This window comes from Neorhizobium sp. P1_A6 (assembly GCF_056406795.1).
Window position 1 is genome coordinate 1 of sequence record NZ_JBFTZM010000005.1, and the last position, 15,739, is coordinate 15,739.

The following is a 15,739-nucleotide window of genomic DNA, read 5'->3' on the forward strand; positions in this document are numbered from 1 at the left end:
GAGCATGGCGGTGTGTTCGACAAGCACCTTGTCGATCTTGCTCCAGTCGAGCCAGGTGATCGCATTGTCCTGGCAATAGGCATTGTTGTTGCCGCGCTGGCTGCGGCCGGCTTCGTCGCCCATGGTGAGCATGACCGTGCCGCGGCTGGCAAACAGGGTGGAGATGAGGGCCGCGGCATCGCGGCGGCGGTTCTCGTTGATCGCCGCATCGTCGGTCTCGCCTTCAACGCCGTTGTTCCAGGAGAAATTCTCGCCGTGGCCGTCGCGGTTCTGTTCGCCGTTCGCCTCGTTGTGTTTGTGCTCGTTGGAGACAAGATCCATCAGGGTGAAGCCGTCATGGGCGGCGAGGAAGTTGACGGTGCGGCTGCGGCCGGACCTTTCGAAAACATCCGATGACCCCGAAAGCCGCGTCGCGAGCGCGCCGGTCGTCCACTGGTCGCCGCGCCAGTAGCGGCGCATGTCGTCGCGGGCGCGGTCGTTCCACTCCAGGAAAGGTTCCAGAAAATTGCCGAGCTGGTAGCCGCCGGGCCCGATATCCCAAGGTTCGGCGATCAGGATGCGGTCCTTCAGCGCCTCGTCGGAGATCATCGCCTTCAGGGTCTCGCCCTTGCCATCGAAACCGCTTTCCGTGCGGCCGAGGACGGGGGCAAGGTCGAAACGGAACCCGTCCACGCCGGCATGGACGACGAAATGGCGGAGCGTGTCGATGATCAGCCGGCGGACATAGGGATGGTCGCAGGCGACCGTGTTGCCGGTGCCGGTATCGTTGACCAGATGGCCGGGCTCGCCATAGACATGGCGGTAATAGGAGCGGTTGTCGAGGCCACGCATGGAGAGCGTTGCGCCAAGCCTATCGCTCTCGCCGGTATGGTTGAAGACGAGGTCGAGGATGGTGCCGATGCCGGCCTGGTGCAGCGTTGCGACCGTCTCGCGCAGTTCCCTGATGCCGCCAGGGCAGAGGCGCGGATCGAGCGCCATGAAGGCGACCGGATTGTAGCCCCAGCCATTGGTGAGACCGAGCGGGGGAAGGTGGCGTTCGTCGATCCAGGCGGTGATCGGCATCAGCTCGATCGCATCGACGCCGATCTTCTTCAGGTGTGCGATGATCGAGGGATGGGCAAGCGCTGCGACCGTGCCGCGCTGTTTTTCCGGGATCGCCGGGTGAAGCATGGTGAAGGGTTTGACCGCGACCTCGTAGACGAAGCCGCCGGGCGGCAGGATCGGCCGGCCGATCTTGGCGAGCGGATCGCGGGTGACGATCGCCCTCGGGACCAGATCGGCGGTGTCGACGCCGAACATGGAGAGCCGGGCGTCGTGCCGGAAGGGACGATCGAGTTCCCGGGCATAGGGATCGACCAACAGCTTCGACGAATCGAACCAGGAGCCGTTATCGGGATCATACGCACCCCAGGCGCGGTAACCGTAACGGGCGCTGGCACCGAGCGCCGGCACCGAGATGCGATGGATATCGTCGCGGCCACGCACCAGCCGGTGGCGGGCGATTTCCTTCTTTCCCTCGGCGTCGAAAAGGCAGAGCTCGATCCGCTCGGCATGGTGCGACCAGACGGCGAAGTCAGCGCCGTCTGCGGTCAGGGATACGCCGAGTTTCGGGTCAGAGGGTCTGGCCAACGGTTTTACCCCCCTCTGCCCTGCCGGGCATCTCCCCCTCAAGGGGGGAGATCGGATGGAGCAACGTCTCGGCCACCGTTAGCGTCGGCGAGGAAGGAAAGCAGTGCGTCTTGCCAATCTCCCCCCTTGAGGGGGAGATGCCCGGCAGGGCAGAGGGGGGTAAAGGCATCCATCGGCCTCCCGATTTGAGCGCGACAAGCCATCACGTAATCACGGTCGGCTTGTCGCGGCCTGTCCTCTTGCGCAGATCGGAGATCTGGTCAGCGACGGCGATGAGGTCGGCGAGCGCTTCCTGGGTGTCGATCGCATGGCGCGACGCGTCCGGCTCGTAGCGCTCGACATAGACGCGGATCGTGGCGCCCGAGGTGCCGGTGCCGGAGAGGCGGAAGACGACGCGGGAGCCGCCTTCGAAGAGGATGCGGATGCCCTGGTTCTTGGAGACAGAACCGTCGATTGGATCGTGATAGGCGAAGTCGTCGGCCGTTGCGACCTTCAGCGCACCGAACGACTGGCCGGGGAGGGTCGCCAGCTTGTCGCGCAGAGCGGTGATCAGCAGGTTGGCGGCTTCCGAATCGACCTCTTCGTAATCGTGGCGGGAATAGTAGTTGCGGCCGTATTCGGCCCAGTGCTTCCTGACGATCTCTTCGACGCTTTCGTTGCGGGCGGCCATGATGTTCAGCCAGAAGAGCACCGCCCAGAGGCCGTCCTTTTCGCGCACATGGTCCGAGCCGGTGCCAAAACTTTCTTCGCCGCAGACGGTCGCCTTGCCGGCGTCGAGCAGGTTGCCGAAGAACTTCCAGCCGGTCGGGGTTTCGTACATGCCGATGCCGAGTTTTTCGGCGACGCGGTCGGCGGCAGCACTGGTCGGCATCGAGCGGGCGATGCCGGCGATGCCGCGGGCGTAACCCGGAGCGACAGTGGCGTTGGCGGCGATGATTGCGAGACTGTCGGAAGGGGTGACGAACATGCCCTTGCCGACGATCATGTTGCGGTCGCCGTCGCCGTCGGACGCGGCGCCGAAATGCGGCCCGTCGGGGCTCATGACGTCGTCATAGAGTTCCTTGGCGTGGACGAGGTTCGGGTCCGGGTGGTGGCCGCCGAAATCCGGCAGGGGCACGGCGTTGCGGACCGAGCCTTCCGGGGCGCCGAGGCGGTTTTCGAGGATCTGCCGCGCATAGGGGCCAGTGACGGCGCCCATCGAGTCGATGACGACATTGACGCCGCTGGCGATCAAGGCGCGGATCGACGGGAAGTCGAACAGCTGCTCCATCAGCTCGGCATAGTCGGCGACCGGGTCGATCACCTCGACCGCTATGCCGGCGACGTCGAAGGAGCCGATCGCGTCAAGATCGAGATCGACGACATCGGCGATCTTATAGGTGTCGATGACCTTGGAGCGGGCGAAGATCGCGTCGGTGATCTTTTCCGGGGCCGGGCCGCCATTGCCGATGTTGTACTTGATGCCGAAATCCTCGGTCGGACCGCCTGGATTGTGGCTGGCCGAGAGGATGATGCCGCCGAAAGCCTTGTACTTGCGGATGATGTTGGAGGCGGCGGGCGTCGAGAGGATGCCGCCCTGGCCGACCATGACCTTGCCGAAGCCGGCGGCCGCGGCCATCTTGATCGCCTTCTGGATGACCTCGCGGTTGTAGTAGCGGCCGTCGCCGCCGATCACCAGCGTCTGGCCCTCGAAGCCTTCGAGGCTGTCGAAGATCGACTGGATGAAGTTCTCCGCATAGTTCACTTGCGCGAAGACCGGGACCTTCTTGCGCAGGCCGGACGTGCCCGGCTTCTGATCCTGATAGGGAGTGGTGGTGACGGTCTTGATCATGGTCAGGAACCTTTTTTGGCAATGAGGCTGGAATAGAGGCCGGCATAAAGTCCGGCGCTCCTTTCCCAGGAGACGTCGGATTTCATGCCCTGCTTCTGCATCCCCGTCCAGACCTTCGGCTGATGGTAGAGGCCAACGGTGCGGCGAAGCGCCCGGCGCAGGTTGTCGGTGGTGACCGGGCTGAAGGAGATGCCGGTGGCGGCCTTGGCGGCGATCGCGGCATGGCTTGCGTCGATGACGGTGTCGTTCAAGCCGCCGGTGCGGGCTACGACCGGAATGCAGCCGTATCTGAGGCCGTAGAGTTGGGTGAGGCCGCAGGGCTCGAAGCGCGAGGGGATGGCGATCGCATCGCAGCCCGCCTGCATCAGGTGGGAGAGCGGCTCGTCATAGATGGAGAGGACGGCGACCTTGCCGGGGTGGCGTTTGGCTGCGGCATGGAAGGCGTTTTCGAGCGCCCGGTCGCCGGAGCCGAGCACCGCCAGCCGCCCGCCCATCGCGACGAGATCGTCGAGCGTTTCGGCCAGCAGGTCCATGCCCTTCTGCCAGGTGAGCCGCGAGATGACGCAGAAGAGCGGTCCGGCCTCTCGGTCGAGACCGAAGCGCTCAGTGACCGCCCGCTTGTTCTCGGCGCGGGTCTTCAGCGTGGTGGCGTTGTAGTGGGTTTTCACGGCGGGATCGGTCGCCGGGTCCCAGATCTCGGCGTCGATGCCGTTGACGATGCCGTGCAGATCGCCCTGGCGGATCGTCAGCAGGCCTTCGAGACCCATGCCGAATTCGGGGGTGAGGATTTCCTCGGCATAAGAAGGGCTGACGGTCGAGATTGCCCAGCTCGTCTGCAGCCCGGCTTTCAGGAAACCGACGCCGCCGAAATATTCGACGCCTTCGATGCTAAAGGCGTGCGCCGGCAGATCGAGATAGGGAAAGATGTCGGCGCCGTACTGGCCCTGGAAGGCGATGTTGTGGATGGTGGTGAGCGTCGGCACTTCCGGCTCGTCGGAATAACGCATATAGGCCGGCACCATCGCCGCCTGCCAGTCGTGGACGTGGACGATATCCGGTCGCCAGCCGCCATCGCCGTCCGCCATGGCGCCCTGGGCGATCATCGCGCCGGCCTTGGAGAGGGCCGCGAAACGACGCCAGTTGTCGAAATGGTCCTTGCCGGTCGCATCGGCATAAGGGCCGCCCGGGCGGTCGAAGAAGACGGGGGAATCGAGGATCAGGAGATCGAGCCCCTGATGCTCGACTTCGAGCAGGTCGGCCCTGGCGCCGAGCAGGTTTTCGAAACTCAGACGGAGCTTGGCGCCCTTGACGGCCCGCATCACCGCCGGATAACCGGGCATCAGCGTCTTGACCGAAACGCCATGCCCCTTCAGCGCCAGCGGCAGCGCCCCGGCCACATCGGCAAGTCCGCCGGTCTTGACCAGCGGATAGACTTCGGACGCAACCGAAAGCACTTCCATAACGCGTTACAGGTCCAGTTTGTCGATCATCGTCTGGGTGATCAGGCAGATGCCGTTTTCGGTGCGCCGGAAACGCTTCGCATCGATTTCGGGATCCTCGCCGACCACCAGGCCCTCCGGAATGGTTACACCGTGATCGATGACGACATTGCGAAGCTGCGCGCGTCTTCCGATCCGGACGTTCGGCAGCACGACCGCGCCCTCAAGGCGTGAATAGGAATTGGCGCGTACCCCGGTGAACAGCAGGCTGCGATTGAGCGACGAACCGGAAATGATGCAGTCGCCTGAAACGACCGACGAGGTCGCCGAGCCGCGGCGGTTTTCGTCGTCATGGACGAATTTCGCCGGCGGGGTGATCTCCGCATAGGTCCAGATCGGCCAGGACTTGTCATAGATATCAAGCCCGGGAACGATTTCCGTCAGGTCGATATTGGCCTGCCAGTAGGCGTCGACCGTGCCTGCGTCGCGCCAATAGGGTTCGCGCTCGAAATCGGACCGAACGCAGCTATCGGCGAACCGATGGGCGACCGCTTTGCCGTGCTCGACAATATAGGGAATGATGTCCTTGCCGAAGTCGCGGCTGGAGCCGGGCGTTTCGGCGTCGCGCTTCAGCACGTCCATCAGGAACTTGGTGTGGAAGACGTAGATGCCCATCGAGGCGAGCGCGAAACCGGGATTGCCGGGAATGCCGGGCGGATCGGCGGGCTTTTCGACGAAGGCGATGATCTCGTCCTTCTCGTTGACATGCATGACGCCGAAGCCGGTGGCTTCCATGCGCGGCACTTCCAGGCAGCCGACGGTGACCTGGGCGCCGCTGTCCACATGCTGCTGGAGCATGTATTCGTAGTCCATCTTGTAGACGTGGTCGCCGGCGAGGATGACCATGTATTCAGGCGCGTAGGCCTCGATGATGTCGATGTTCTGGAAGACAGCGTCGGCGGTGCCTTCGTACCATTGCGTCTCGGAGACGCGCTGGGAGGCGGGGAGGATGTCGAAGCTCTCGTTGCGTTCGGGCCGGAAGAAGTTCCAGCCGCGCTGCATGTGGCGGATCAGCGAATGCGCCTTGTATTGCGTCGCCACCCCGATGCGGCGGATGCCGGAATTCAGGGCGTTGGAGAGCGCGAAATCGATGATGCGCGCCTTGCCGCCGAAATAGACCGCCGGCTTGGCGCGGCGGTCGGTGAGTTCCTTCAATCGGCTGCCGCGACCGCCGGCAAGCACATAGGCCATGGCATCGCGCGATAGAGGCTGAATTCTTTTCTCGTTCATCGTTCCCTCCCAAGGTCCCTTATGCTTGTTCCAGTTCGAGCATGATCGTCGCGAGCGGCGGTAGCGTGACTTCGGCCTGGATGGTTCCTCCCGCGTTCACAGCGTGAACGCGACCGCCATTGCCTTTGCCGCTGCCGCCGTAGATCTCGGCGTCGGTATTCAATATTTCCCGCCATCTGCCTTCGATTGGCAAGGGGATACGGAAATTCTCACGATAGACGGGGGTGAAATTGCTGATCACCGCCACGGGCTTTTCTCCCGGCGACATACGCAGCCAGGCATAGACGGAATTTTCCGCGTCGTCGGCGATCAGCCACTGAAAACCTTCGCCCTCGCAGTCGCGGGCATGCAGTGCGGGTTTCGAGCGGTAGCAGAAATTGAGATCGCGCACCAAGCGGCGCATGCCCTCGTGCGGATGGTACTGGAGCAGGTTCCAGTCGAGCGAGCGGGCTTCGCTCCATTCGCTCCATTGGGCGAATTCCTGGCCCATGAACAGCAGCTTCTTGCCGGGATAACCCCACATGAAGCCGTAATAGGCCCGCAGGTTTGCGAATTTCTGCCAGTCGTCGCCGGCCATCTTGGCGATCAGCGAACCTTTGCCGTGCACCACTTCGTCGTGGGACAGCGGCAGGACGAAATTCTCCGAATAGGCGTAGAGGAGGCCGAAGGTGAGTTCGTGGTGATGGTGTTTGCGGTGGATCGGTTCACGCTGCAGGTAGCTCAGCGTGTCGTGCATGAAGCCCATGTTCCACTTGAAGCCGAAACCGAGGCCACCCTCGTGAACGGGCTGCGAGACCTTCGGCCAGGAAGTGCTCTCCTCGGCGATCGTCATCACGCCCGGATGGGCGCCATAGGAAAGCGAGTTCATCTTCTGCAGGAAGCGCACCGCTTCGAGGTTCTCGCGCCCGCCATATTCGTTCGGTACCCACTCGCCCTCTTTGCGCGAATAGTCGAGATAGAGCATGGAGGCGACGGCATCGACGCGCAGGCCGTCGAGATGGAATTTTTCCGACCAGTAGAGCGCGTTGTTGACGAGGTAGGAGAGGACTTCGTTGCGGCCGAAATTGTAGATCGCCGTATTCCAGTCCGGGTGGAAGCCCTGGCGCGGGTCGGCATGCTCGTAGAGCGCCGTGCCGTCGAAGAAACGCAGGCCATGGGCATCGGTCGGGAAATGCGCCGGCACCCAGTCGAGGATGACGCCGAGACCGACCTTGTGGCAGCCGTTGACGAAGCGGGCAAACCCTTCCGGCTCGCCGAAGCGGGCGGTCGGGGCGAAAAGCCCGGTCGTCTGGTAACCCCAGGACGGGTCGAAAGGATGTTCGGTGATCGGCAGGAATTCGATATGGGTGAAGCCCATGTCGGTGCAGTAGGGGATCAGTTCCGAAGCGAGATCGTCCCAGGAGAGGAAGGAGCCGTCCGGCTTTTTGCGCCAGGAGCCGGCATGCACCTCATAGATCGAGATCGGCTGGCGGCGGTGGTCCGCCTTTTCCCAGAATTCCCGGTGGGCGGCGTCGTCCCATTTCTGGGAGAGTTCGGGTGCAGTGACCGAGGCGGTGTTGGGCCGCAGTTCGGCACGCCGGGCATAGGGATCGGCCTTCAGCGGCAGGAGCTTGCCGTTCTTGCCGACGATCTCGAACTTGTAGGCAGAGCCGGCCCGCACGTCGGGGGCGAAGATTTCCCAGATGCCGGTATCGACGCGCAGCCGCATGACGTGCCGGCGGCCGTCCCAGCCGTTGAAGTCGCCGACGACGGAAACGCGCTTGGCGTTCGGCGCCCAGACGGCGAAGTGGAAACCTTCGACGCCTTCGTGTTTGAGGGCATGGGCGCCCATCTTGTCGAACAGGCGCAGATGCGAGCCTTCGCGGACGAAATAGTCGTCCATCGGGCCGAGCACCGGGCCGAACGTATAGGGGTCCGTCACCGCCCATTCGTCATCGCCGCGGCGGGCGCGGTAACGGATCGGCTGGAGATGGGTGGCGTTGACGACGCCTTCGAAATATCCGGCGTCGTGGCGGCGCTTCAGTTCCCCGAGTTCGGTGCCGTTCAGCGAAAGGGCGGTGACCGCTTCCGCTCCGGGCACGAAACAGCGGACCCTGAAACCATCCCCGAGCTTGTGGAGCCCGAGGACGGCAAAGGGATTGGTATGCCTGCCTTCCAAAATCGCCTCGATCTCGGATAACGGAATCTCGCCTGGGGCTCTCCCGTCATCGACGCGCGGCGATTTTTTCATCAGGCTCTCCAGATTTCCGACGCATACTGACGAATAGTTCTGTCCGAGGAGAACCATCCCATCCGGGCGGTATTGCGAATTGTCTTCGAATACCAGGATTTAGGGTCGGACCAGATTTGGTCAACGTTACGCTGGGCTTCCGCGTAGGCGTCGAAATCTGCGGCGACCATGAACCAGTCATGATTGTAGATGCCGTCGATCAGGCCGGTGAAGCGGGAGCGGTCGTCCGGCGAAAAGACACCGGTGGCGATCGCGTTGAGCGCCTGGGCCAGTTCACGCGACTTCTCGATGATGGCGCGGGGCTGGTGGCCTTCTTCGCGCACCTTGGCGACTTCGTCGGCAGTCATGCCGAAGATGACAATGTTTTCCTCGCCGACATGGTCGCGCATCTCGACATTGGCGCCGTCGAGCGTGCCGATGGTCAGTGCGCCGTTCAGAGCGAACTTCATGTTGCCGGTGCCGGATGCTTCCATGCCGGCGGTGGAGATCTGTTCGGAAAGATCGGCGGCCGGAACGATGATCTCGGCGAGCGAGACGTTGTAGTTCGGCACGAAAACGACCTTCAGCAGGCCGCGGACGGCCGGGTCGTTGTTGATGGTGCGAGCCACGTCGTTGGCGAGCTTGATGATCAGCTTGGCGTTGTGATAGCTCGGCGCCGCCTTGCCGGCGAACAGTTTTACGCGTGGGACCCAGTCCAGTTCCGGATGCGAGCGGATCTGGTCGTAAAGGGCGACGGCTTCGATGATGTTCAAAAGCTGGCGCTTGTATTCGTGGATGCGCTTGATCTGGATGTCGAACATTGCCGACGGATCGATGCGGATGCCCATGCGGCTGCCGACGAGATTGGCAAGCTGCACCTTGTTGGCCCGCTTCACGGCGGCGAACTTCTCTTGGAACGCCTTGTCGTCGGCATGGGCATTGAGCCCCTTCAAGGCATCCGTATTGTCTAGGAACTCGTCGCCGATCGCTTCCTGAATGAGCGAGGTGAGACCCTGGTTGCATTGCATCAGCCAGCGGCGCGGGGTGATGCCGTTGGTCTTGTTGTTGATGCGGGCCGGATACATCGTGTGCAGGTCGGCGAACACCGTGACCTTCATCAGGTCGGTGTGCAGGGCCGAGACGCCATTGACAGAATGTGAGCCGACAAAGGCAAGGTTGCCCATGCGGACGCGACGGTCGCCGCTTTCGTCGATCAGTGAGATCGAGCGGATCTGGGTATCGGAGAAGCTCTTCTGCTTGCGCGCCTCGATCAGGATCAGGGCGTTGATCGCGTAGACGATCTGCATGTGGCGCGGCAGAAGGCGCTCGAACAGCGGCACCGGCCAGGTTTCCAGCGCTTCCGGCAGGAGCGTGTGGTTGGTGTAGGAGAAGGTCTGGCGGGTGACAGACCAGGCCTGCTCGAAATCCATGCCGTGGATGTCGGTCAGCAGGCGCATCAGCTCGGCGATCGACACGGCCGGGTGGGTGTCGTTGAGCTGGATCGCGACTTTCTCATGCAGATTGGTGAAATCCGGATATTGCTGCAGGTGGCGGCGCAGGATGTCCTGAAGCGAGGCCGACGAGAAGAAGAACTCCTGGCGCAGGCGCAGTTCCTGGCCGGCCGGGTTGGCATCTGCCGGGTAGAGGACTCGGGTCAGGCTTTCGGCCTTGTTGCTTTCGCGCAGGGCGCCGATGTGGTCGCCGGCGTTGAAGGCATCTAATAGAATCGGGTCGATCGGCTGGGCTGACCAGAGGCGCAGCGTGTTGACGCGTTTTCCGCGCCAGCCGACGGCCGGCGTGTCATAGGCCATGGCGATGACGCGTTCGGCCGGCTTCCAGACATAACGCGGCGTCTCGTCGTAACCGCCGACCGTCTCGACCGTGCCGCCGTAGCCGATCTCGTAGGAGCTTTCGCGGCGTTCGAATTCCCAGGGGTTGCCGTGGGCGAGCCAGCTTTCCGGAAGCTCGACCTGCCAGCCGTCTGCCATCTGCTGACGAAACAGGCCGTGTACGTAGCGGATGCCGTAGCCATAGGCCGGGATGTCGACGGTCGCCATGCTCTCCATGAAACAGGCAGCGAGCCGGCCGAGGCCGCCGTTGCCGAGTGCTGCATCCGGTTCCAGAACCGCAATCACGTCGATGTCGACGCCGAGCGAAGACAGCGCGTCGCGGATTTCCTGCATCAGGCCCATGTTGCTGACCGCGTCGCGCATCAGGCGGCCGATCAGGAATTCAAGCGACAGGTAATAGACGCGCTTGCCGCCGGTCCGATAGACCTTGCGGGTCGATTCCATCCAGGTGTCGATGATGCGGTCGCGCACCACCAGGATGGTGGCGGTCAGCCAGTCGTGGGGCTTCGCCACCTTCGCGTCCTTGCCGATACGGTAGGTCAGGCGCTCGATGATCTCTTCCGCCATGATTTCGGGGCGAGAGCTGCGGGGGGCCGGCTGAGGAATTTCGACCGGAGAAGACGTGTTGTTCATATGTCGCCAACTTTCTGGGGAGCGGGAGGAAGGGCGTCCGATTCAGTCCATCTGGCATGATGTATAGAGACAGTTTATGCACCGTTATGACACTGCGCAATGACCGATTTATCTTTGCGTGTATCGGCTGGACAAGACCAACGAAAAACGCCCCGCCGGTGAGGGCGGGGCGTTTTTGCGGCCTTTCTGGAAGGCAGGTTCAGTTGGTCAGGCGGGTACCCGTCTTGGCGGCCTTGCGGGCGATCTCGCCGAAGCTCTCGACCAGCGTCGTCATGTCGTCCGGTTCGTAATAATATTCGGCCTTGCCGCTCGAGCAGTATTCGAGCAGGCTCTTGCCATTGGCCGGGGCCATGAAGGCGATCGTGTAGATCTTGATGCCGTCGGTCTTGGCCTGATCGCAGATGCCACGCACCTTGGTATCCAGCGTCTTGTTCCAGCTCGAGCTGTTGCCGGTCATTTCTCCATCCGTCATCAAAACGATGAAACGCTCGAAGGAGGTGTTCTTCTTGCTGTCGTGCGCGGTCTTTTCGGTGGCATTGGCGGCCTTCAGCGCGTTGACGGCGTTGGTCATCGCGCCACTGGCGTCGGTACCGCCATCCGGGACGGCCGGCAGCTTGTTGACATAGGTGGACACGGCGGTTGTGCCCCAGTCGATTTTCTGTTCAGTCTTGGTCTTGTCGTCGTAGCTGTCGGCGCCGACGCGGATCAGCTCGTTGCCGGGGTCGGCCTTCTTGAGTTCCGCGAACATCACTGCGGCCGCGGTCTTCAGCGACAGCATCTTGGACAGGTAGTTCGGCACGGTCCTGGTGCAGGTCTTGTACTGCCAGCCGGTGGAGCAGTCGTAGCTTTCCTGCTTGGTGGGGTTGGTCGGGTCGACCGTCGTCGTATCCCAGGCCATCGAGCCCGATTCGTCGAGCGCCAGATACATGGAGAGCGCATTGCCTTCGCGGCCGCTCGCAGACTTGCTGTCGACGCTGACACGCATGGTGGTGAAGCCGACGAACGACGTCAGCCCCGTCAGCGGCACCTCATAGGCGGACTTCATGCTGACTTCGTAACTGGCCGCAGTGTTCGAGGTCGTCGCGATGGTCGCAAGGGCTGTGGTGTCTTTCTCGATCTTGGCGATCGCGGCGTCCTGCTCAGCGGTAGGCAGGCCGGAGTTCCGGATGTCGGCCTTCTTGGGCCCAAGCAGGAAATTCTTGGCGAGGGTCTGAGCCTCCTCAACCGTCATGGTGCCCTTGTCGGCCATGGCGGCCGCGGCGGCGAGCGTGGCGCTGTCGGCGAGCGCCTGCAGCTTGTTCTTTTCTTCCATCACGTGGGTCAGATCGACCGCGACACCGCCTACAGCCAGCAGCACAGGAAGCATGGCTGCCGTTATGATGCCAAAATTACCTGCGCGGTCCTTCACCAACCGCCCAAAAAGCGTGTGCCTCATCATAGCCCCCAGATCCGTTCAATTCATTTGAACATCTCCGGTGTATTCCTGGCGGGTATAGGAAGGTTTAAACCATTCGTTGCAATTTTAGCGGACCACAGAAATCAGCGCCAAAACGGGGCGGGATTTCACGATTTCAGTGGAATGACGTCGACGGCTTGCTCGGCTTTCTGATTTCCGTAACCCTTGAGCATGCCGATGACCGGGGCGACGTCGGAATAGTCGCGGCCGTAACCGACGACGATGTGGTCGCTGCCGGCCGGAATGTTGTTGGTCGGATCAAGTTCGATATAACCCATGGTCTCGCCGCACCAGATCCGCACCCAGGCATGCATGGCGTCGGCGCCTTCGAGGCGTTCCTTGCCCGGCGGCGGAATGGTGCGCAGAAAGCCGCTGACATACCCGGCCGGAATGCCGAGGCTGCGGAGCGCGACGATCATAATATGGGTGAAATCCTGGCAGACGCCGCGCTTCAGCCGGAAGGCTTCCTTCGGCGTGGTGTCAACATTGGTCGCCTTGGCATCGTAGGTGAAGTCCTTGTAGATGCGGGCGCAGACGGCAAGGGCGATCTCGCGCACCGTCTGGCCGGGCCTGACGATCTCGCGGGCATAGGCGGCGATCAGCGGCTCCTCGGCAAGGCGCGGGCTGGCGCCCGTCAGGTGATGGGGCGAGGCGGCATCGACCGACCAGAAATCCGCCAATTCGTCGGCGAGCGTCGTCAGTTCCGGCGACAGGTCCGCGGTCATCGAGGTGGCTTCCACCATGACGCGGGCCTGCATGCGGATGTCGAGCGTTTCGTGCGGCGCGCGCAGCAGCACGGAGGTCGCCGGCTGGCCGAAGAAATCGACGAAGGTGGTCCGCTCCTCGGCATTCGGGCCGACAGTGATCGAGCCGGCGATCAGCCGCTGCCGGTCGGGCAGCGACAATGGCAGCAGGCGGATGACATGGCGGGCGCCGGAGGCCGGCACGTCGTAGGTATAGCCCATGTGGAGCGAGAGGTCGTAGAGCATCAGCTGAAATAAGTCTGGCCGAGAATATCGGACAGCTTCTCCATCTCCTGTTCGAGCTTGCGGTAGGTCTCCTCGCTCATCCCTTCCGGGGTCATCACCGCAAGGCCGGAATGCAGCCGCATCGCCTCGCGGTAGAAGGGCGACATCTGGCCGTTGACGAAGGCGTTCGGCAGCTGTTCCACCTCGGTGCGGATCTCGTTCAACTGGAAGAGGATCGAGCGCGGATTGAGCGGGTCGAGCCCCAAGAGGTCGGCGACCGTCAGCCTTGCGGTGGCGACGTTGTAGCGGCGGCGATGGGTCATGACGCTGTCGCCGATTTCGAGCAGCATGTCGAGCGAGCCGTCGGGCGCATCCGGACCGGACATGTGGCCGAGCAGGCGGGTCATGTGCATGCCGCGTTCGAGATGGCGGCCGATCGACAGGAAACGCCAGCCGGTGAAACGGTACATGTTTTCATGCACCAGACCGGCAAAGCCCGCGAGCTTGCGCAGGAGGATGGTCATGGCATGCGAGGCGTCGTCGCCTGCATGCACGGTGTCGTGGAAGCGGCGGGCGGTCTTGGCAAGATCGGTCAGCGCCAGCCAGCCATCCGGCGAGAAGCGGTCGCGGATATTGCTCGCCGAATAGATGGCGCTGTCGATGTTGCGCAAAAGCGTTGCAGGCACCGCCTTCACCATCTCGATGTCGGTGCCCTTGAGGTAACGGGTGACGTCGGCGAGCAGCGGCGCGTTCGGATCGGCGGATTCGGCATAACGCTGGTGCCAGGCGCGCAGGATGCGCAGTGCGCCTTCGGCCCGCTCGATATACCGCCCCAACCAATAGAGATTGTCGGCGGCGCGGCTCGGCAGGCTGCCGGGCATGTTGCGGGTGAAACTCTCCTCGGGCGGCAGAAGCGTCGCCCTCGCGACCGGCTTGTCGCTGACGATCCAGACGTCGGCCGCAGCCCCGCCGGACTGCATGGCGATCGCCGCCACGTCGTCGCCGGCGCCGATGCGGGCAAATCCGCCCGGCATGATCTGCCAGCCGTGTTCGGTGCGGGCGGCGAAGACGCGCAACGACATCGGCCGCGGGGTGAGCTTGCCGTTGACATAGACGGGCGTCGTCGAAAGCGTCACCACCTCCTGCCCGACCAATTTGGCGCCTTCGGTCGCCAGCCATTCGCCGACCGTTTCCTTGGCGGTCTTGCGCAACGACGAGCCGAGCACCGACTGGCCGTTGTCGTCGAAGAAGGGCAACCGCGAATAGGCGGGACCGATGACCATCCGCTCGATATTCTTGGCGACGTGCTCGCGTTCCTTTTTCTGCCCGCACCACCAGGTGGCGATCGAGGGCATGATCAGGTCCTCGCCGATCAGCCGCCGACAGACGGTCGGCGCGAATGCCAGCAGCGCGCGGGTTTCGAGAATGCCGGAGCCGAGCGCGTTGACGAAGGTGAGCGCGCCGGCACGTAGCGCCTGGACCATGCCGGGGGTGCCGATATGGGAATGCTGGTTGAGCTCGAGCGGATCCGCGTAAGCCGCATCGAGACGGCGCCAGAGCACGCCGACCGGCTTGAGGCCGGCGACGGTGCGAACCATGACGCGGTCGTTGACGACCGTCAGGTCTTCGCCTTCGAGCAGCATGAAACCGAGATAGCGGGCAATATAGGCGTGTTCGAAATAGGTCTCGTTGGCGGGACCGGGCGAAAGCACGGCAATGCGGTCGTCCGGGTGCTGCTTGTGAGACTGCAGCGCATCGCGGAAGGCACCGAAAAAGGAGGCCAGCCGGTGGACATGGCTCTCGGCATAGATGTCGGAGAAGGCGCGGGTGGTGGCGACGCGGTTTTCCAGCGCGAAACCGGCACCCGACGGCGCCTGGGTACGGTCGGCAAGCACCCACCAGTTTCCGTCCGGGCCGCGTCCGATCTCAAAGGAGCAGAAATGCAGGTAGTGACCGCCGACCGGCTTGACGCCGACCAGCGGGCGCAGGAATTCGGAATTTCCGGCAATCAGCGCGGGCGGCAGGAAACCTTCCTGCACCAACTTGTTCTCACCGTAGATATCGGCGATCAGCGCTTCCAGAAGATTGGCGCGCTGCACGAGGCCCCTGCAGACGGTTTCCCATTCCCGGCCGTCGATCAGCACCGGCACGTGGCTGATCGGCCAGTTGCGCTCGCCGCTCCCCTGAGCGCCGTAGGTGCGGTAGAAAACGCCGGCATCGCGCAGGTAACGGTCGGCGCGGGCGAAACGCTCGCGCAGCTCGCCTTCGGTCATGCGGCCGAGATGGGAGATCAGGTTGCGCCAGACCGGCCGGATCTGGCCGTTCGCGTCGAGCATCTCGTCGGCAACGCCCGGCAGCGCGGCATAACCAAGCAGGGGATCGCGAGCGATCCCCTCTTTTGCCTTGCGTTCGGTTGCCGGTGTCTTGGACATCG

At 63.2% G+C, this 15,739-nt stretch carries 9 protein-coding genes; all 9 read right to left on the bottom strand.

Annotated features, from left to right (window positions below):
• Positions 1-1,629, bottom strand: a 1,629-nt coding sequence (gene glgX, locus AC1D3C_RS11825; RefSeq protein WP_477483020.1) for a glycogen debranching protein GlgX, incomplete at its 3' end; no start/stop codon positions are given.
• Between the two features lie 202 nt (positions 1,630-1,831).
• Positions 1,832-3,460, bottom strand: coding sequence for an alpha-D-glucose phosphate-specific phosphoglucomutase (locus tag AC1D3C_RS11830; protein ID WP_477483021.1), 1,629 nt, complete (start codon positions 3,458-3,460; stop codon positions 1,832-1,834).
• 2 nt (positions 3,461-3,462) lie between these two features.
• The gene (glgA, locus tag AC1D3C_RS11835; protein WP_477483022.1) at positions 3,463-4,920 is read right to left on the bottom strand and encodes a glycogen synthase GlgA; all 1,458 of its coding nucleotides are present in this window, start codon (positions 4,918-4,920) and stop codon (positions 3,463-3,465) included.
• A 6-nt stretch (positions 4,921-4,926) separates the two neighbouring features.
• Complete coding sequence (glgC, locus tag AC1D3C_RS11840) at positions 4,927-6,189, bottom strand: glucose-1-phosphate adenylyltransferase (RefSeq protein WP_038545199.1); 1,263 nt, start codon at positions 6,187-6,189, stop codon at positions 4,927-4,929.
• Positions 6,190-6,208: 19 nt separating this feature from the next.
• Positions 6,209-8,419 carry a 1,4-alpha-glucan branching protein GlgB gene (gene glgB, locus AC1D3C_RS11845; RefSeq protein WP_477483023.1) on the bottom strand — a complete coding sequence of 737 codons (2,211 nt, stop codon included), beginning with the start codon at positions 8,417-8,419 and terminating at the stop codon, positions 6,209-6,211.
• Positions 8,419-10,881 (bottom strand): glycogen/starch/alpha-glucan phosphorylase, encoded by a 2,463-nt coding sequence (locus AC1D3C_RS11850; protein ID WP_247137101.1) that lies wholly within the window; start codon positions 10,879-10,881, stop codon positions 8,419-8,421. The genes glgB and AC1D3C_RS11850 overlap by 1 nt, the downstream gene beginning before the upstream one ends.
• Before the next feature lie 199 nt (positions 10,882-11,080).
• Complete coding sequence (locus AC1D3C_RS11855) at positions 11,081-12,319, bottom strand: vWA domain-containing protein (protein ID WP_038545190.1); 1,239 nt, start codon at positions 12,317-12,319, stop codon at positions 11,081-11,083.
• A 125-nt stretch (positions 12,320-12,444) separates the two neighbouring features.
• Positions 12,445-13,326 carry a transglutaminase family protein gene (locus tag AC1D3C_RS11860; protein WP_477483024.1) on the bottom strand — a complete coding sequence of 294 codons (882 nt, stop codon included), beginning with the start codon at positions 13,324-13,326 and terminating at the stop codon, positions 12,445-12,447.
• Positions 13,326-15,737: a circularly permuted type 2 ATP-grasp protein gene (locus tag AC1D3C_RS11865; RefSeq protein WP_477483025.1), complete on the bottom strand. Its 2,412-nt coding sequence runs from the start codon at positions 15,735-15,737 to the stop codon at positions 13,326-13,328. The genes AC1D3C_RS11860 and AC1D3C_RS11865 overlap by 1 nt, the downstream gene beginning before the upstream one ends.
• Positions 15,738-15,739 lie beyond the last annotated feature (2 nt).